Raw genomic sequence first — 17,815 nt, forward strand, 5'->3', positions numbered from 1 at the left:
TTGCCCTTACCGCTTATCAGCTATGCTATGCGGATCTTTTTTATGAAAAGTTTTTATTACAGACTTTTGATTAACGATTTTTGATTAACGGAAACCGAGCTACAAGCGTAGCCATTTTCACTCACAGGACTACCTTCCGCCATGCAAGAGCAATATCGCCCAGAAGACATAGAGTCACAGGTTCAACTTCACTGGCAAGAGAAGCAAACCTTCAAAGTTACCGAACAGCCTGGCAAGGAGAAGTATTATTGCCTCTCTATGCTGCCTTACCCATCGGGTCGCCTACATATGGGCCATGTTCGTAACTACACTATCGGCGACGTTATTTCCCGTTATCAACGCATGCTCGGTAAGAACGTTCTGCAACCTATCGGTTGGGATGCATTCGGTCTACCGGCGGAAGGCGCTGCGGTCAAAAACAATACTGCCCCAGCACCTTGGACCTACGAAAACATTGAATATATGAAGAACCAGCTTAAATTGCTGGGCTTCGGCTACGACTGGGATCGTGAATTAGCGACCTGCCAGCCAGAATACTATCGCTGGGAACAATGGTTCTTCACCAAACTGTACGAAAAAGGTCTGGTTTATAAGAAGACATCAGCGGTGAACTGGTGTCCACACGACCAAACCGTATTAGCTAACGAACAAGTTATCGAAGGCTGCTGCTGGCGTTGTGATACCAAAGTAGAACGTAAAGAGATTCCACAGTGGTTTATTAAAATTACCGCTTATGCCGATCAGTTGCTTAATGACCTCGACACGCTGGAAAGCTGGCCTGAGCAGGTTAAAACCATGCAGCGCAACTGGATTGGTCGCTCTGAAGGCGTTGAAATTACGTTCGACGTTGAAAATAGCGCGGAGAAACTGACCGTTTATACCACGCGTCCAGATACCTTCATGGGCGCGACCTATGTCGCGGTCGCTGCGGGTCACCCTCTGTCGCTGCAAGCGGCAAAAACGAACCCAGAGCTGGCTGATTTCATTGAAGAGTGCCGCAATACCAAAGTTGCCGAAGCAGAAATGGCAACCATGGAGAAAAAAGGTGTTGCAACCGGGACTTATGCAATACATCCACTGACCGGCGAAAAAGTCGCGATCTGGGTAGCGAACTTTGTATTGATGGAATACGGCACAGGCGCTGTGATGGCGGTTCCAGGACACGACCTGCGTGACTGGGAATTCGCGACCAAATATAACCTGCCAATCAAAGCAGTTGTGCTGGACAGCGAAGGCAATGAGCCAGACTTGTCTGAGCAGGCGATGACTGAAAAAGGCACCCTGTTCAATTCTGGTGAATTCAGCGGCCTGGCGCACGAACAAGGTTTCAATGCTATTGCTGATAAGCTGGTTAGCATGGGCGTTGGCGAGCGCAAAGTTAACTATCGTCTGCGTGACTGGGGCGTTTCCCGTCAGCGTTACTGGGGTGCACCAATCCCAATGGTCACGCTGGAAGATGGTACAGTTGTACCAACACCAGAAGACCAACTGCCGGTTATTTTGCCGGAAGATGTGGTAATGGATGGCATTACCAGCCCAATCAAAGCAGATCCAGAGTGGGCAAAAACTACGGTAAACGGCGTTCCTGGCCTGCGTGAAACCGATACTTTCGATACCTTCATGGAATCGTCTTGGTACTACGCACGTTATACCTGCCCACAATACGATCAAGGTATGTTGGACCCAGCCGCAGCGAACTACTGGCTGCCGGTCGATCAATATGTTGGTGGTATTGAACACGCGATCATGCACCTGATGTATTTCCGCTTCTTCCATAAGCTGATGCGTGATGCTGGCCTGGTTAACTCCGATGAACCCGCTAAGCGTCTGCTGTGTCAAGGCATGGTGTTGGCTGATGCATTCTATTACACCGGTAACAGCGGCGAGCGCGTGTGGGTATCACCAGTCGATGCCACCGTTGAGCGTGACGAGAAAGGCCGTATCGTTAAAGCCACCGATCCACAAGGTCGTGAACTGGTTTACGCCGGCATGAGCAAGATGTCCAAGTCGAAAAACAACGGCATCGACCCGCAGGTTATGGTAGAAAAATACGGCGCAGATACCGTTCGTCTGTTCATGATGTTTGCTTCACCGGCAGAAATGACGCTGGAATGGCAAGAATCTGGCGTTGAAGGGGCGAACCGCTTCCTGAAACGTGTCTGGAAACTGGTCTTTGAGCACAGTCAAAAAGGCGCAGTTTCTGCCCTGGATATTGCTTCTCTGGACAATGCCCAGAAAGACCTGCGCCGCGACCTGCACAAAACCATCGCTAAAGTTACCGATGATATTGGACGTCGTCAGACCTTCAACACCGCAATTGCTGCCGTGATGGAGTTAATGAACAAACTGGGCCGCGCACCACAAGACTCCGAACAGGATCGTGCGCTGTTGCAAGAAGCCTTGCTGGCGGTTGTTCGTATGCTTTATCCGTTTACGCCGCACGTTTGCTTCAGCCTGTGGAATACGCTGGGCGGCGAAGGCGATGTAGACACAGCACCTTGGCCACAAGCTGACGAAAAAGCGATGGTTGAAGAGTCTAAATTGGTCGTTGTGCAAGTAAACGGTAAAGTTCGCGCTAAAATTACCGTTGATGCAGATGCTACCGAAGAGCAAGTGCGTGAACTCGCGGCACAGGAACATATGGTCGCCAAATATCTGGATGGGGTTACTGTTCGCAAAGTAATCTATGTTCCGGGCAAACTGCTTAACCTGGTAGTAGGTTGAGTCAAGGAGGAGTTGTGCAACATCGTATTTTGATGCTGTTACTGGGCGTTGCCGTCCTTGTGACCTCAGGCTGTGGCTTCCATCTTCGCGGTGCGACTAACGTACCAGAAGAGCTACGGACTATTGTTCTGGATAGCTATGATCCTTATGGGCCGTTAACACGAGAAATACGTACTCAGTTAAGACTGAGTAATGTACAGATCGTGGAAGAAAGCACGCTGAAAGGTAAAAAAATCCCATCTCTGCGTATCGTTGGACAGACGCAGAGCCAGGTGACTGCCTCGATCTTCCAAGACGGTAAAACCGCAGAGTACGAGATGTCTATGACCGTCAATGCGCAGGTATTATTACCGGGCAAAGATCTCTATCCGCTGCATGTCACCGTGTTCCGTTCGTTCTTTGATAACCCGTTAACGGCGTTAGCTAAAGACTCAGAGCAAGACATGATTTTGCAAGAGATGCGGCAACAGGCAGCACAACAGCTGATTCGTAAACTTCTGACGGTACATGCTGCCGAAGAGAAGAAAGAAGCGCTTGGGATAACTAAGCCTGTTATCGAAGGTAAGCCTGAAGTGATTACCACCGGTAAAAGCGTTTCGGTCAGTTCCTCTGCACAATGATTCGACTTTATCCTGAACAACTCGCCGCGCAGCTCCGAGAGGGGCTGCGCGCTTGTTATTTATTGTGTGGTAACGACCCGCTCTTGTTGCAAGAGAGCCAGGATCATATCCGCCAAGCTGCACAATCAGCAGACTTTGTAGAACACTTCACCTTTACACTTGATACGCATACCGATTGGGATGCGATCTTCAGCAGTTGCCAGGCCCTAAGCCTGTTCGCCAGCCGGCAAACGTTATTGTTAGTCTTGCCAGACAACGGGCCAAGTGCCCCTATCGCCGAGCAGTTGCTCAAGCTGATTGGGTTATTGCATGACGATATATTATTAATTATTCGCGGTGCAAAACTCTCTAAGGCCCAGGAAAATGGGGCATGGTTCAAAGCATTAAGCGACCGCACGACTTTTGTCAGTTGCCAAACACCCGAGCAAGCGCAACTGCCTCGCTGGGTAGCCAAACGAGCTACTTCGCTTTCTCTGCAACTAGACGATGCCGCTAATCAACTGCTTTGTTATTGCTACGAAGGCAACCTGCTCGCACTTTCACAAGCATTAGAACGCTTGGCTCTGCTTTATCCCGATGGCAAATTAACGCTTCCTCGGGTAGAACAAGCCGTCAATGATGCGGCACACTTCACACCTTACCATTGGTTGGATGCCCTTCTTGCAGGCAAGAGCAAACGCGCATTGCATATTCTTACTCAGCTACAACAAGAAGATAATGAACCGGTTATTTTACTGCGTACGGTGCAGCGCGAATTACTGATGTTATTAACATTGAAACGCAAAATGGATAACGTGGCACTACGCACGCTTTTTGACCAACAAAGAGTGTGGCAAAACCGTCGTACCATCGTCACTCAAGCACTACAACGTCTCTCATTGTCCCAATTGCATCAGGCAGTGAAATTATTGACTCAGATGGAAATCCGACTCAAACAAGATTACGGGCAATCGGTCTGGCCAGAGCTGGAGATGCTATCAATGCTGCTTTGCGGAAAGCCTGTGCCAGCGGCGTTTATCGATGAGGGTTCACGTTTATGAGCACTAGCGCGATATCTTTAGGGTCACAAGATCAAACACCGCCACAACCTCATGAATTACTAGCATTATTTGGCGGCACTTTTGATCCCATTCATTACGGCCACCTACGCCCGGTAGAGCAACTTGCCAATGAGATCCATCTCGATAAAGTGGTGCTAATCCCTAATAATGTTCCACCACATCGCCCGCAACCCGAAGCCAGCTCGGCGCAACGCTTGGCGATGTTACAATTAGCGATTGAAGGTAATCCTTTGTTTTCAATAGACCAACGCGAGTTACGTCGCGATACACCGTCGTACACTATTGAAACACTTGAAACGTTACGTAAAGAATATGGTCACGCTGTACCTTTGGCGTTTATTATTGGCCAGGATTCATTACTTTCCCTGCATAAGTGGCACCGATGGGAAGCATTGCTGAATTTCTGTCACTTGGTGGTCATGGGACGCCCAGGTTATGCACAGGAACTCGAAACACCGGCCCTACAACGTTGGCTAGATGCGCATAAAGTGGATGATGCAGGGTTATTAAGACAACAACCGCAGGGATTTATCTATTTGGCTAATACGCCATTGTTGGATATTTCCGCGACGCAGATCCGTCAGCGACGCCATGCCGGTGATGATTGTGCAAATTTTCTTCCCTCTTCCGTTGAGCGCTATATCGAATCACAGGGTTTGTACCGTCGTTAAGCAACGCGTGTTATACTTCGCCGCTTAATTTCGGCTCCGGCAGGCATGAATTTATAAAGAAATATAATTTATTGATTTTAAATAAATTATTTCACTGCACTGCTATGAGCTACAATAGACAATCTGTGATTGCTATTGCGTCGATCACCGCCTTGCGTTTAAAGGGCTGGTTTTCGTCTACGCCATCATAATTCAACATCCCTAGGGGGAATCTTTGCAAGGTAAAGCGCTCCAAGATTTTGTTATCGATAAAGTCGATGATTTAAAAGCACAAGATATCATCGCCATTGATGTGGCGGGTAAATCAAGTATCACTGATTGCATGATTATCTGTACCGGTACTTCCAGCCGTCACGTTATTTCTATCGCCGGCCATTTAGTCGAAGAAGTCAAAGCGGCAGGCTTAGATGCGATGGGTGTTAAGGGCATTAACGAAGCTGACTGGGTAGTTGTAGATCTCGGTGAAGTGATCGTGCATGTCATGCAAGAAGAAAGCCGTCAGCTGTACGAATTAGAGAAACTTTGGGGTTAATCGGTGAAACTGCAACTTGTCGCCGTTGGCACGAAAATGCCCGATTGGGTGCAGACTGGCTTCACAGATTATTTGCGCCGTTTCCCTAAAGATATGCCTTTTGAACTGACCGAAGTACCTGCAGGGAAGCGCGGGAAAAACGCTGATATTAAACGTATTCTTGAAAAAGAAGGCGAGCTGATGTTAGCCGCGGTCGGTAAAGGCAATCGAATCGTCACCTTGGATATTCCCGGTACGCCTTGGGAAACACCACAATTGGCGCAACAATTGGAACGCTGGAAACAGGATGGCAGAGATGTCAGCCTGTTAATCGGTGGTCCAGAAGGATTAGCACCGGCATGTAAAGCCGCGGCGGAACAGAGTTGGTCGCTCTCCCCGCTAACGCTGCCCCACCCTTTAGTCAGGGTGTTGGTCGCTGAAAGCCTTTACCGCGCCTGGAGTATCACGACCAATCATCCGTACCACCGAGAATAATCGGCAGGTCTTTACAAGCAGCAAAGTTAACTAAGTAGTGGGATGAAAATAGATCGTAACCCTTTTCGCGACTATACGGCTGAATCAGCCCTCTTTGTGCGCCGTGCACTGGTGGCGTTCACTGGTATTGTGCTACTTAGTAGTATACTTGTTTACAATTTGTACAATTTACAGGTTGTACGTTTTGATGATTATCAGACCCGTTCCAATGATAACCGCATAAAACTGGTTCCTATCGCACCTAGTCGCGGCATTATTTACGATAGAAATGGCACCCCACTGGCCCTTAATCGTACAATTTATCAGCTCGAAGTCGTGCCGGAGAAAGTCGATAATCTCAAGGCCACCCTTGAAGCCCTAACTCCGATCGCCGAACTCACACCAGATGATATAGATAACTTTTATAAAGAACGTAAACGGTCACGCCGTTTTACTTCTATTGCTATCAAAACCGGTTTGAGTGAAGTCCAGGTTGCGCGTTTTGCCGTTAACCAATTTAATTTCCCCGGCGTTGAAGTTAAAGGCTATCAACGTCGCTATTACCCTTATGGTTCAGCGCTGACACATGCGATAGGTTATGTTTCAAAAATTAACGATCGCGATGTTGAACGCCTCGATAAAGACGGTATTCTTGCCAACTATGCCGCGACCCATGATATTGGCAAGCTTGGGATTGAACGCTATTACGAGAGCACGCTGCACGGTAAAACCGGTTATGAAGAAGTCGAAGTTAATAACCGCGGCCGAGTGATTCGCCAATTGCATGAAGAGCCACCGCAGGCCGGTAAAGATATCTACCTGACGCTTGATTTACCCCTGCAGACTTACATTGAAAAGCTATTGGTCGGTAGCCGTGCTGCCGTCGTTGTGAGCGATCCGCGTGACGGAAGTATTCGTGCCATCGTCTCCAATCCGAGCTACGACCCGAATCTTTTTGTCGATGGTATTTCTAGCAAAGACTATAGCGGGTTACTTAATGACCCAGATAGGCCGCTAATTAATCGCGCAACGCAAGGTATTTATCCTCCGGCATCGACGGTAAAACCTTATGTCGCTGTTTCTGCGCTAACGGCCGGGGTGATAAACAGAAACACCTCGTTGTTCGACCCAGGTTGGTGGCAGCTTCCAGGATCAGAAAAGCGCTATCGTGACTGGAAACATTGGGGACACGGTCGCTTAAATGTAACCAAATCGCTAGAAGAATCGGCAGATACCTTCTTCTATCAGGTTGCCTATGATATGGGCATCGATAGATTGTCCGAATGGATGGGTAAATTTGGCTACGGAGAATATACCGGCATTGACTTGTCTGAAGAGCGTAACGGCAATATGCCGAATCGCGACTGGAAGTTTAAACGCTTCAAAAAACCTTGGTATCAAGGCGACACCATTCCAGTAGGAATCGGACAAGGATATTGGACAGCAACCCCCATCCAAATGATGAAGGCACTGACAACGCTGATTAATGATGGAACGGTAAAAACGCCACATTTGTTGCTCAATACCACAGTGCAAGGGCAGAAAGTTCCCTATGTTCAAGAAGATAAAACACAGATTGGCGATGTTCATTCCGGTTATTGGGAAATAGCCAAAGACGGTATGTATGGTGTTGCCAATCGGCCAAATGGTACGGCAAGAAAAAGCTTTGTTAATACGCCTTATAAGGCGGCAGCGAAATCAGGTACGGCGCAGGTTTACGGGCTAAAAGCTAACGAAACCTATAATGCCCATAAGATTGCAGAACACTTGCGTGACCATAAATTAATGACCGCATTTGCGCCTTATGACAACCCAACGGTGGCGGTAGCCGTGATTTTGGAAAATGGTGGCGCAGGCCCAGCTGTCGGCACCATAACCCGACAAATTCTTGACCATATTTTACTGGGTGACAATACGACAGATTTACCAGCTGACGCACCTGCGCCACCTGGAACCGAAGGTGATTAATCAATAATGACTGAACAACAAAAACGGTCGCTGTGGTCCAAAATGCACATCGACTTTACGCTCTTACTGATTGTTTTAGCCCTGTTAGCCTACAGCGCTTTCGTCATGTGGAGCGCCAGTGGTCAAGACGTCGGTATGATGGAGCGCAAGATTGGCCAAATCGTCGGCGGTCTGGTGATGATGCTGGTCATGGCCCAAATCCCGCCTCGCGTCTATGAAAGCTGGGCGCCGTATTTGTATGTTTTTTGCGTTTTCCTTTTAGTCTTGGTCGATGCTTTCGGCCAGGTAAGTAAAGGCGCACAGCGCTGGCTTGACTTAGGTGTGGTGCGTTTTCAACCGTCAGAAATCGCCAAAATCGCCGTGCCGCTGATGGTTGCCCGTTTTATTAACCGCGATATTTGCCCTCCATCACTAAAAAACACCGCAATAGCGTTAGTACTGATCTTTGTACCTACCCTATTAGTTGCCGCTCAGCCGGATTTAGGTACCGCTATCTTGATCGCCGCATCAGGTATCTTCGTGCTCTTCCTTTCGGGTATGAGCTGGAAGCTGATTGCTTGCGCCGCTGTGCTGGTTGCTGGATTTATTCCGGTGCTGTGGTTTTTCCTGATGCACGATTATCAACGCGACCGCGTGATGATGTTACTTAACCCGGAAAGCGATCCACTCGGTGCTGGCTACCATATAATTCAGTCTAAAATCGCCATTGGTTCTGGCGGCTTCTCAGGTAAAGGCTGGTTGCACGGAACACAATCACAGCTAGAATTTTTACCTGAAAGACATACCGACTTTATTTTCGCTGTTCTGGCCGAAGAACTTGGGCTAGTCGGTGTTTTAGTACTACTTGGACTTTATCTGTGCCTGATTACTCGCGGACTGGTGATTGCAGCGAAAGCACAAACCACATTCGGACGCGTTATGGCCGGTGGATTAATGCTGATATTCTTCGTCTATGTCTTTGTTAATATAGGCATGGTTAGTGGTATTGTCCCGGTAGTTGGAGTACCTTTGCCGCTGGTCAGTTATGGGGGCTCGGCACTCATTGTTCTTATGGCAGGGTTCGGTATCGTCATGTCGATCCATACCCATCGAAAAATGTTATCAAAAAATTTATAGGGGTGGGCAATGCGTAAGGAATGGATTGGAGCCGTTATCGCTGGGCTGTTGCTAAGTGCTTGTAGCACAGATACAACGCAGCCACAGCAGGCACCACCGCAGGCCTATAATGGCCCGGTCGTGGAGATCGGTGGGGCAGATCCGCGCTACGAACCTTTTAATCCTAATATCAATCAGGATTACACAGCAAATGGTAATAATTACAAAATAATCAAAGATGCATCCAACTTTACCCAAACCGGTTTGGCAAGTTGGTACGGTCATGAAGATGGCTCCAATGCAACCGCCAGTGGCGAAGAGTTTGATCCTAGCGCATTAACGGCGGCTCACCCTACTCTGCCTATTCCTAGCTATGTGCGCGTCACTAACGTTGCCAATGGCCGTATGTTGGTCGTGCGAGTCAACGATCGTGGTCCTTTCACCTCGGGGCGCATTATCGATCTATCGAAAGCCGCTTACGATCGTCTGAATCTGACCAACAGCACCAGAGTGAAAATTGACTTTATCAGTGTTGCGCCAGACGGCACCTTATCTGGACCCGGTACTATCGGCACCACGGTGGCTAAACAATCTTATGCACTGCCTTCACGCCCAGATTTAGGCTCTAGCGCAATGGGTACGCCAATGCAGAGCGAACCACCAGCAACCGATGCGCCAGTCAGGGCTATCAGTAATAGCACCTTGAGCGATCCTAATGCTGCACCGGTAGATGAATCTGCAACCACGACGGCAAGTTCTGGCGGCGGTGGCTTCTTGCAGGCACCAAAACCACTGCCAGCAGGCGTACTGGAAAGCAGTACACCACCGCCTGTGGCTGCACCGGCAGAACCGATGTCCGAACCGGTATCAGCGCCAGTTTCCCGACCAACACCTAAACCTGCTGCCGTACATGCAGAGCCAGAGGCCGTCGCTGAAACACATCACGCAGCAACAACCGCGAGTGGCGGTGGATATATGGTGCAAGTGGGGGCTTTAAGCAACCAGCAAAATGCGCATATTTGGCAAAAAAGCCTAAGCCAAAAATTCTCTGTCCCAGGTAAAGTACAGACTAACGGCAATATGTACCGCGTACAGTTAGGACCATTTAGCAGCCGTCAGCAAGCCGCCGCCGTGCAACAACGTCTAAGCAGTGAAGCTAGCCAGCAATCCTTTATTATTGGGTCTGGCGCTAAGTAACAGCTAATGACGCCCTGCTCGTAAGTCTATAAACTGAACAGAACTTAGGTTGTGTTCAGTTTTTTGCTTTTTGCACCAGCTGAATGGCATAAAGTCTAAAAACTGGATCGAATAGAACCTATCTGTAAAAATAAGTAAACGCCAGCAAGCACCCGTATTGGAAGATGTCTGTATGTAACTGTTCTGATATAGTGTGCCATGTTTTTCACTTACCTATACGGATGTTGTCATTTCGCTCATGAAACTTCTTACTTCCTCTCATTTAGTCAAAAAACTCGCATTTGGCACATTCATTACTCTGGGTTTAGCCTCTTCAGCTTATGCTGATGATATTAATCTGAAGACCATGATCCCTGGCGTTCCACAAATTGACGCTGAAGCCTACGTCCTGATCGACTACAACTCAGGTAAAGTATTGGCCGAAATGAACGCCGATACGCGCCGTGATCCTGCAAGCCTGACAAAAATGATGACCAGTTATGTTATTGGTCAAGCAATCAAAGCCGGGAAAATCTCTCCTACGGATATGGTTACTGTCGGTAAAGATGCATGGGCAACCGGCAACCCGGTATTTAAAGGCTCGTCGCTGATGTTCTTGAAACCCGGCGACCGCGTGGCTGTCTCTGAGTTAAATCGTGGCATTATCCTGCAATCTGGTAACGACGCCTGCGTCGCGATGGCAGACTACGTGGCTGGAAGTCAGGATGCTTTTGTTAGCCTGATGAATAATTACGTTAATGCGCTGGGCCTGAAAAATACCCATTTCGGCACAGTACACGGACTCGATGCCGCTGGCCAATACAGCTCAGCACGCGATATGGCTTTGATTGGCCAAGCGTTGATTCGCGATGTGCCAGAAGAGTACGCGACCTACAGAGAAAAAGAATTTACCTTCAATAATATTCGCCAAATGAACCGTAACGGTTTGTTGTGGGACTCCAGCCTTCAGGTTGACGGTATTAAAACCGGTCACACAGATGCGGCAGGTTATAACTTAGTTGCCTCGGCAACCGAAGGCCAAATGCGCCTGATCTCAGCGGTACTTGGCGGTCATACCTATAAAGGCCGTGAAGTTGAAAGTAAAAAACTGCTGACCTGGGGCTTCCGTTTCTTTGAAAGTGTTTCACCATTAAAAGCAGGCAAAGAATTCTCTTCTGAGCCAGTGTGGTTTGGTGATACCGACCGTGTAGCGCTGGGTGTTGATAAAGATGCTTATCTGACCATCCCTCGCGGACGCATGAAGGATCTGAAAGCCAGCTATATTCTGAACAACACAGAACTGCACGCACCGCTGCAGAAAAATCAGGTTGTCGGTACGATCAACTTCCAGCTTGATGGCAAAACCATCGACCAACGCCCATTAGTGGTATTGAATGAAGTGAAAGAAGGCGGCTTCTTTGGTCGCATCGTTGACTACATCAAACTGATGTTCCACCACTGGTTCGGCTGATTTCAGTCTTGAATTACTGAAATACTCCCCCATATATATGCTATACCGATTTAACTCCCGCTGGCTCGCCGCGGGAGTTATACTTTATAGAATCTAAGAATTTTATCGCTGAAACGTTTTTAAGAACTGGAAACAGCCCGTTGTTGAAAAACAATGTTGAAAACTCAGTAAGCGGAAACAACGCTGGAGCACATAAATGAAAACCAAACTGAACGAACTGCTCGAATTCCCTTGTTCCTTTACTTATAAAGTAATGGGTCTGGCGCAGCCCGAGTTGGTTGACCAGGTTGTTGAAGTGGTACAACGCCACGCGCCGGGTGACTATAATCCGCAGGTGAAACCAAGCAGCAAAGGTAATTATCACTCAATTTCAATCACCATCAATGCTACCCATATTGATCAGGTTGAGACGCTCTATGAAGAGCTCGGCAATATTGAAATTGTGCGCATGGTTCTGTAACCACGACTCCAAAGCCCCACGACATGGCGTATCATAGCGCCATGTTATTCTGACCTCTCTTGTCGATATGCGATAACTTACCGTGCAGAAAGATAAATCCGTGGACCGAATTGTAATTCGCCAGCTAGGCCTACAGCCCTACGAGCCCGTGTCACAGGCGATGCACTATTTTACCGATAACCGCACTGATGAAACGCCGGATGAAATCTGGTTAGTACAGCATCATCAAGTCTTCACCCAAGGCCAGGCGGGCAAAGCTGAACACCTTCTGGTTCCCGGCGATATTCCGGTCATTCAAAGCGATCGCGGCGGCCAAGTGACCTATCATGGTCCAGGTCAGCAAGTTATGTACGTTATGGTTGACCTCAAACGAAAAAAAATCGGCGTACGCCAATTGGTCACAGCCATTGAGCAGACGGTCGTCGATACCTTAGCGCACTTAGGCATTGAAGGTTATCCGCGCGCCGATGCGCCAGGGGTGTATGTTGACGGGCGGAAAATCTGTTCGCTAGGTTTGCGCATCCGCAAAGGCCGTTCATTACACGGTTTAGCGCTCAATGTAGATATGGATCTACAGCCCTTCCTGCGCATTAATCCCTGTGGCTATGCCGGTCTGGAAATGACGCAAGTCAGCCGCGAGAAAGCAGGTCTTAATATCGATGATGTTGTGCCGGTGTTAATTGCGGCTTTCAACAAACAGCTCGCATACACCCAGACAGATGAACAACCTTGGCTCATAAGCGATTATCAAGCCGGTATACATAGCTGAACGTTGGCTTACGCAAAATAATTACAAAAAATTAACAATGCCTTATGCTAACGATGTATCAATGCATGAGAAAAAATAATTTATAAATTTCAGTCTGGTAAGGTACATATAGCCGCCATAATGCGGAAAATTATCACGGCTAAATAAAACATTGTTTGTCATATAAATGCGACTTGGACAGACAGGGGCTGAATGACAGCCCATATCAATGTTATAATCGCGCATTATTTTTATTTTTGATGAAGCAGCCTGTTCATTGAATATCCTGAAATCTCCGTAAGCGAGATCAACCTGGAATCTGCAAGATTATGAGTAAACCGATTCAAATGGAACGCGGCGTCAAATACCGTGATGCTGATAAAATGGCGTTAATCCCGGTGAAAACCGTGGTAACCGACCGGCAGGAAATGCTACGTAAGCCGGCCTGGATGAAAATAAAGCTCCCTGCTGACTCGACTCGTATTCAAGGCATCAAAGCCGCCATGCGCAAGAATGGTTTACACTCGGTATGTGAAGAGGCTTCTTGCCCTAACCTGTCCGAATGCTTTAACCACGGAACCGCAACCTTTATGATCCTCGGCGCAATCTGTACTCGCCGCTGTCCATTCTGTGACGTTGCCCACGGCCGTCCAGTTGCACCCGACGTTAATGAACCACAAAAGCTGGCCCAAACTATTGCTGATATGGGGCTGCGTTATGTGGTGATTACCTCGGTTGACCGTGATGACTTGCGTGATGGTGGTGCTCAGCACTTTGCTGATTGTATTACTGCTATTCGTGAAAAGAATCCGACCATCAAAATTGAAACATTGGTTCCAGATTTCCGTGGCCGCATGGATCGCGCATTAGAAATCCTCAATGCATCACCACCTGACGTGTTTAACCACAATCTTGAAAACGTACCACGTGTTTATCGCCAGGTTCGCCCGGGCGCAAACTATGAGTGGTCACTGACTCTGTTGCAGCGCTTTAAAGAAGCGCATCCTGAAATCCCAACTAAATCGGGATTAATGGTAGGTTTGGGCGAAACCAATGCAGAAATCATTGAAGTCATGCGTGATTTACGTCGACATGGCGTCACGATGCTGACGCTAGGACAATACCTGCAACCTAGTCGCCACCACCTTCCGGTGCAGCGCTATGTCAGCCCTGAAGAGTTTGAAGAGATGAAAGAAGAAGCACTGGCAATGGGCTTTACTCATGCCGCCTGTGGGCCTTTCGTTCGTTCTTCTTACCATGCAGATTTGCAAGCCAAAGGGATTGAAGTTAAATAATCCTCGGTACCGAGTGCAGGTTGCTCGGTACTAACGTAACAATGAAAGTCCGTTACATTATTTTACTTATTAATACCTGAAAAACACAAAAAACGGCTGCTCTTACGAGCATCCGTTTTTTTATGCAGCACGTAGAATATAATCGCAGCGCTCATGCCATAGCCGAGCGCCCAAAAAGACTTAGTCTTTCTTCTCTACACGCTCAGCTGGCTGTGCGTCAGTTTTGACAGCAGGCGTTGGTTCGTCGTTCATTGCTTTCTTGAAGCCACGCAACGCAGCACCTAAGTCGCCACCGAGTGAACGAAGTTTGCTGGTACCGAAAAGCAGTACGATCAGCACGCCAACCACTAACAGTTTGGTAATACTTAGACCTTCCATACACACCTTCTTTTTACTGATTGCTGATAAACAGCAGAGTCAACTCACCGCTATTTACGGCCCAAGACGATATTTATATCTTAGTACTTATTAACGGACAGTGATGAGCATTATACAAACGGGAAATGTAACAAAATTGATTTTCGAACGATCAACGTTGCACGCATTCTAAACATATTCGGATATTATGCGCCTGAAATTCGATGCATTAAAGCACAACACCAAGCCTGATGAAAAGTGAGCCATAATTGACGCATTCGATACCGGAGGCGAAAAAAGGAAAGCCGAGCCATCATCAATGTGTTGACGACCCGACGTCTATTTTTAACTAAATGAAGCGGCTCAAGAAAGCTTTGAAACGTGGATGTTGAGGATTGACCAACACGTCGCTAGCCTGCCCTTGTTCAATCACATGTCCACCGTCCATAAATACCACTCGATCGGCAGCTTCTCGGGCAAAGCCGATCTCATGGGTAACCACAATCATCGTTAATCCCTGCTCAGCCAAACTACGCATTGTTGCCAGCACCTCACCGACCAATTCAGGATCGAGTGCTGAGGTAGGTTCATCAAACAACATCAGCTTGGGGCGAATCGCTAAAGCTCGAGCAATGGCAACCCGTTGCTGCTGACCACCGGACAGATGGCGCGGATACGCATCGGCTTTATCACGTAACCCCACCTTTTCTAACAGCTCGTAGGCATATTGTATCGCTTGCTGGCGGCTCTCTTTATGTACACCGATCGGCGCTTCAATAATATTTTGCAGCACCGTCATATGTGGATAAAGATTAAACTGCTGGAATACCATGCCAATATCGCGGCGCTGCCTAGCCACCGCTCGCTCAGGTAATTTATGCAGCCGCTCACCGCGTAATTCGTAGCCGATTTGTTCGCCACCGACCATAATCATGCCACGATCAATATCTTCCAGATGATTGATACAACGCAAAAAAGTTGATTTTCCTGAGCCAGATGGCCCAAGGATCACCACCACTTCGCTAGGTTTGACGTCTAAATCAATCCCCTTGAGCACGTCATTATCGCCATAGCTTTTATGCACATTGCGCGCCACGACCAGCGATGCAGGTTCGTTTATTTGGGCATCAGTTTGCGCGAAATTCATTGCATGCCCTTAGCGGAGTTATCACCCGCGTTGCTGATAGATAATGCTTTATCATTGCTTATTGGTGTGCGTTTTTTCGCTAACGATACTGAACGGCGCGTTCCGCGGGAGTAATAACGCTCAATCATTGATTGCCCTACATTAAGCACTGAGGTGATTAACAAATACCAAATCACAGCCACGATCAGCATCGGTACCACTTCAAACGTACGATTATAAATGGTCTGCACCGAATACAATAAATCACCCATGGCAATAACACTGACCAAAGATGTCGCTTTTATCATGCTGATTAACTGGTTGCCCGTTGGGGGAATAATCGAACGCATCGCCTGAGGAATAATAATCCGACGCAACGCTCTCCCACGGCTCATCCCAAATGCCTGTGCAGTTTCGCTTTGTCCACCTTCAACCGATAACAAACCAGCACGGATGATTTCGGCCATATAAGCGGCCTCATTGAGTGCCAGCCCGGCAATAGCCGCCGTCAACGGCGTAATCAAATCATTAGTATTCCAGCTTGCAAAGGTTGGCCCAACAAACGGCAGGCCAAGTGAAATATGCGGGAATAACGTCGACATGTTGTACCAAAAAAGCAGTTGTACCAGCAGCGGCGTACCGCGAAAAAACCAGATATACAGCCCAGATAAGCCACGCAATAATGTGTTGTTCGATAATCTACCGACTGCCAGCAGCAGGCCAAGTAATCCGCCTAATATCATTGAGACAACGGTTAATCCCAGCGTCACACCTAACCCGCGGATAACCGACGCTTCGGTAAACCACTGACTGACGACATGCCATTCAAAATTGGAGTTTCCGGCAGCACCAACAACAATATCAGCAGCAATAATCAATACCACAAGCCAAGCTAACCAGCGCCCATAACTTCGCGGTGCATGAGCAAATTCAACGCTGCGTCTGGCATCATGCGTATAGTCATCCTGATTTGCGGGTTTTGAACTATACGTTTTCATGATCATTTAACCTTAGCCAGATTCAGCCCCGGTGCCGGCAACATATTGCCCTCAAGATGCCACTTTTTCATAATGGCCGCATAAGTACCGTTATCAAATAGCTTTTGGAAACCCGCCAGAAGCGCCGTACCTATAGCGGAGTTTTTCTCCACCACAACGCCTTGGAAAATATCGCCAAAACCGTTCGCTTGCCCTGTCCCCGCAATTTCCAATTGGCCATGCGTCTGGTTAACGAAATAAACCAGCGGGGCCTGAGAGGAGAAAAATGCATCCGAACGGTTAGAACGTACCGCCAAAATAGACGTCGGCTGATCGCTGAAAGCTTGCACCGTCACAGCCGGTTTACCTTCTTTCACACAGCTATCAGACTGCTTATGGATCACTTGCTCAGCTGAGCCACCAGACATCACGGCAATACGCAGACCGCAGGTATCGCTCAAGGCGTTAATCTTTGCCGGATTACCGTGCTGTACAGCAAAAACCACATACTCTTTCACGAAATCAATAAAGTCGTTCTTAGCTTCACGATCGGGATAATCACCAATCGGACCAATTGCCATTTGAAAACGTCCGGCGGAGAGCCCCGTTAAAATACTGGACATGGTGCCTACTGAAACATGTTCAATTTTGACGCCAAGCACTTGGCCCAACGCCAATGCCAGATCGGCACTCGCGCCCTCTAATGTGTTAGTGCCGGTCGCAATATCATAAGGAGGAAATGATCCGTTATTGGCAGAAACTAACACACCAGATTGTTGAATTTCCGCAGGAAGTTTGGCATGTAAAGCCGGGTCCATAGGCAAAACGGGAATAGCATTATTTTCAGCAGCAAAGGCATTAACACACAGCAATGCAGCACTGATAGCAAGGGCACAACGCAATGGCTTTAACATTGTTCTATTTCCTCTGTATACGACGTTGGTCTTGATAATGGATGTTGTGAATTTTTTATTGTTAACACCTTCCATGATGTGCTGACGCCTTGTTATTTTTGCGGCATCTTAAGCGCCGCTTATTTTGCGCACCATGGCGAGGTGCGCTTGATAATGCAAAACCCGGA

At 48.0% G+C, this 17,815-nt stretch carries 17 protein-coding genes; 13 read left to right on the plus strand and 4 right to left on the minus strand.

What is annotated here, in order from left to right; all coding sequences use genetic code 11:
• Positions 1-141 precede the first annotated feature (141 nt).
• The 13 genes from leuS (at position 142) to lipA (ending at position 14,274) form a co-directional block, all read left to right on the plus strand.
• The gene (gene leuS / locus ACL9RG_RS14415) at positions 142-2,724 is read left to right on the plus strand and encodes a leucine--tRNA ligase (protein WP_422793309.1); all 2,583 of its coding nucleotides are present in this window, start codon (positions 142-144) and stop codon (positions 2,722-2,724) included.
• Between the two features lie 14 nt (positions 2,725-2,738).
• Entirely contained in the window at positions 2,739-3,344 is a 606-nt protein-coding gene (gene lptE, locus ACL9RG_RS14420) for an LPS assembly lipoprotein LptE (protein ID WP_422793310.1), read from the plus strand.
• A complete protein-coding gene (holA, locus tag ACL9RG_RS14425; protein WP_422793311.1) occupies positions 3,341-4,384 on the plus strand; it encodes a DNA polymerase III subunit delta in 1,044 nt (347 codons plus the stop codon). The genes lptE and holA overlap by 4 nt, the downstream gene beginning before the upstream one ends.
• Positions 4,381-5,076, plus strand: coding sequence for a nicotinate-nucleotide adenylyltransferase (gene nadD / locus ACL9RG_RS14430; protein WP_422793312.1), 696 nt, complete (start codon positions 4,381-4,383; stop codon positions 5,074-5,076). Before holA ends, nadD begins: the two co-directional genes overlap by 4 nt.
• A 214-nt stretch (positions 5,077-5,290) precedes the next feature.
• Entirely contained in the window at positions 5,291-5,608 is a 318-nt protein-coding gene (gene rsfS, locus ACL9RG_RS14435) for a ribosome silencing factor (protein ID WP_422793313.1), read from the plus strand.
• A gap of 3 nt (positions 5,609-5,611) precedes the next feature.
• Complete coding sequence (gene rlmH / locus ACL9RG_RS14440) at positions 5,612-6,082, plus strand: 23S rRNA (pseudouridine(1915)-N(3))-methyltransferase RlmH (RefSeq protein WP_422793314.1); 471 nt, start codon at positions 5,612-5,614, stop codon at positions 6,080-6,082.
• A 42-nt stretch (positions 6,083-6,124) separates the two neighbouring features.
• Positions 6,125-8,029 (plus strand): peptidoglycan DD-transpeptidase MrdA, encoded by a 1,905-nt coding sequence (mrdA, locus tag ACL9RG_RS14445; protein ID WP_422793315.1) that lies wholly within the window; start codon positions 6,125-6,127, stop codon positions 8,027-8,029.
• Positions 8,030-8,035: 6 nt separating this feature from the next.
• Complete coding sequence (mrdB, locus tag ACL9RG_RS14450; RefSeq protein ID WP_422793316.1) at positions 8,036-9,145, plus strand: peptidoglycan glycosyltransferase MrdB; 1,110 nt, start codon at positions 8,036-8,038, stop codon at positions 9,143-9,145.
• Between the two features lie 9 nt (positions 9,146-9,154).
• Positions 9,155-10,321, plus strand: a complete 1,167-nt coding sequence (rlpA, locus tag ACL9RG_RS14455; RefSeq protein WP_422793317.1) for an endolytic peptidoglycan transglycosylase RlpA — start codon at positions 9,155-9,157, stop codon at positions 10,319-10,321.
• Between the two features lie 238 nt (positions 10,322-10,559).
• Positions 10,560-11,771 (plus strand): D-alanyl-D-alanine carboxypeptidase DacA, encoded by a 1,212-nt coding sequence (dacA, locus tag ACL9RG_RS14460; RefSeq protein ID WP_422793318.1) that lies wholly within the window; start codon positions 10,560-10,562, stop codon positions 11,769-11,771.
• 196 nt (positions 11,772-11,967) lie between these two features.
• The gene (gene ybeD / locus ACL9RG_RS14465; protein ID WP_422793319.1) at positions 11,968-12,231 is read left to right on the plus strand and encodes a DUF493 family protein YbeD; all 264 of its coding nucleotides are present in this window, start codon (positions 11,968-11,970) and stop codon (positions 12,229-12,231) included.
• 100 nt (positions 12,232-12,331) lie between these two features.
• Entirely contained in the window at positions 12,332-13,000 is a 669-nt protein-coding gene (lipB, locus tag ACL9RG_RS14470; RefSeq protein ID WP_422793320.1) for a lipoyl(octanoyl) transferase LipB, read from the plus strand.
• Positions 13,001-13,308: 308 nt separating this feature from the next.
• Positions 13,309-14,274 (plus strand): lipoyl synthase, encoded by a 966-nt coding sequence (lipA, locus tag ACL9RG_RS14475; protein WP_422793321.1) that lies wholly within the window; start codon positions 13,309-13,311, stop codon positions 14,272-14,274.
• Between the two features lie 180 nt (positions 14,275-14,454).
• On the opposite strand, the gene tatA is transcribed toward lipA, so the two are convergent.
• The 4 genes from tatA to ACL9RG_RS14495 form a co-directional block, all read right to left on the minus strand.
• Complete coding sequence (gene tatA, locus ACL9RG_RS14480; protein WP_422793322.1) at positions 14,455-14,652, minus strand: Sec-independent protein translocase subunit TatA; 198 nt, start codon at positions 14,650-14,652, stop codon at positions 14,455-14,457.
• Between the two features lie 328 nt (positions 14,653-14,980).
• Positions 14,981-15,778: an amino acid ABC transporter ATP-binding protein gene (locus tag ACL9RG_RS14485; protein ID WP_422793323.1), complete on the minus strand. Its 798-nt coding sequence runs from the start codon at positions 15,776-15,778 to the stop codon at positions 14,981-14,983.
• The gene (locus tag ACL9RG_RS14490; RefSeq protein ID WP_422793324.1) at positions 15,775-16,761 is read right to left on the minus strand and encodes an amino acid ABC transporter permease; all 987 of its coding nucleotides are present in this window, start codon (positions 16,759-16,761) and stop codon (positions 15,775-15,777) included. Before ACL9RG_RS14490 ends, ACL9RG_RS14485 begins: the two co-directional genes overlap by 4 nt.
• The gene (locus ACL9RG_RS14495) at positions 16,758-17,648 is read right to left on the minus strand and encodes an ABC transporter substrate-binding protein (protein WP_422793325.1); all 891 of its coding nucleotides are present in this window, start codon (positions 17,646-17,648) and stop codon (positions 16,758-16,760) included. Before ACL9RG_RS14495 ends, ACL9RG_RS14490 begins: the two co-directional genes overlap by 4 nt.
• Positions 17,649-17,815: the final 167 nt, after the last annotated feature.

Source organism: Rouxiella sp. Mn2063 (genome assembly GCF_049319665.1).
Classification (GTDB): Bacteria; Pseudomonadota; Gammaproteobacteria; order Enterobacterales; family Enterobacteriaceae; genus JBMOUD01.

Coding starts and splice junctions, on each gene's coding strand:
- leuS (WP_422793309.1), top strand. CDS start 142: ATGCAAGAGCAATATCGCCCAGAAGACATAGAGTCACAGGTTCAACTT.
- holA (WP_422793311.1), top strand. CDS start 3,341: ATGATTCGACTTTATCCTGAACAACTCGCCGCGCAGCTCCGAGAGGGG.
- nadD (WP_422793312.1), top strand. CDS start 4,381: ATGAGCACTAGCGCGATATCTTTAGGGTCACAAGATCAAACACCGCCA.
- mrdA (WP_422793315.1), top strand. CDS start 6,125: ATGAAAATAGATCGTAACCCTTTTCGCGACTATACGGCTGAATCAGCC.
- mrdB (WP_422793316.1), top strand. CDS start 8,036: ATGACTGAACAACAAAAACGGTCGCTGTGGTCCAAAATGCACATCGAC.
- rlpA (WP_422793317.1), top strand. CDS start 9,155: ATGCGTAAGGAATGGATTGGAGCCGTTATCGCTGGGCTGTTGCTAAGT.
- dacA (WP_422793318.1), top strand. CDS start 10,560: ATGAAACTTCTTACTTCCTCTCATTTAGTCAAAAAACTCGCATTTGGC.
- ybeD (WP_422793319.1), top strand. CDS start 11,968: ATGAAAACCAAACTGAACGAACTGCTCGAATTCCCTTGTTCCTTTACT.
- lipA (WP_422793321.1), top strand. CDS start 13,309: ATGAGTAAACCGATTCAAATGGAACGCGGCGTCAAATACCGTGATGCT.
- tatA (WP_422793322.1), bottom strand. CDS start 14,652: ATGGAAGGTCTAAGTATTACCAAACTGTTAGTGGTTGGCGTGCTGATC.
- ACL9RG_RS14485 (WP_422793323.1), bottom strand. CDS start 15,778: ATGAATTTCGCGCAAACTGATGCCCAAATAAACGAACCTGCATCGCTG.
- ACL9RG_RS14490 (WP_422793324.1), bottom strand. CDS start 16,761: ATGATCATGAAAACGTATAGTTCAAAACCCGCAAATCAGGATGACTAT.
- ACL9RG_RS14495 (WP_422793325.1), bottom strand. CDS start 17,648: ATGTTAAAGCCATTGCGTTGTGCCCTTGCTATCAGTGCTGCATTGCTG.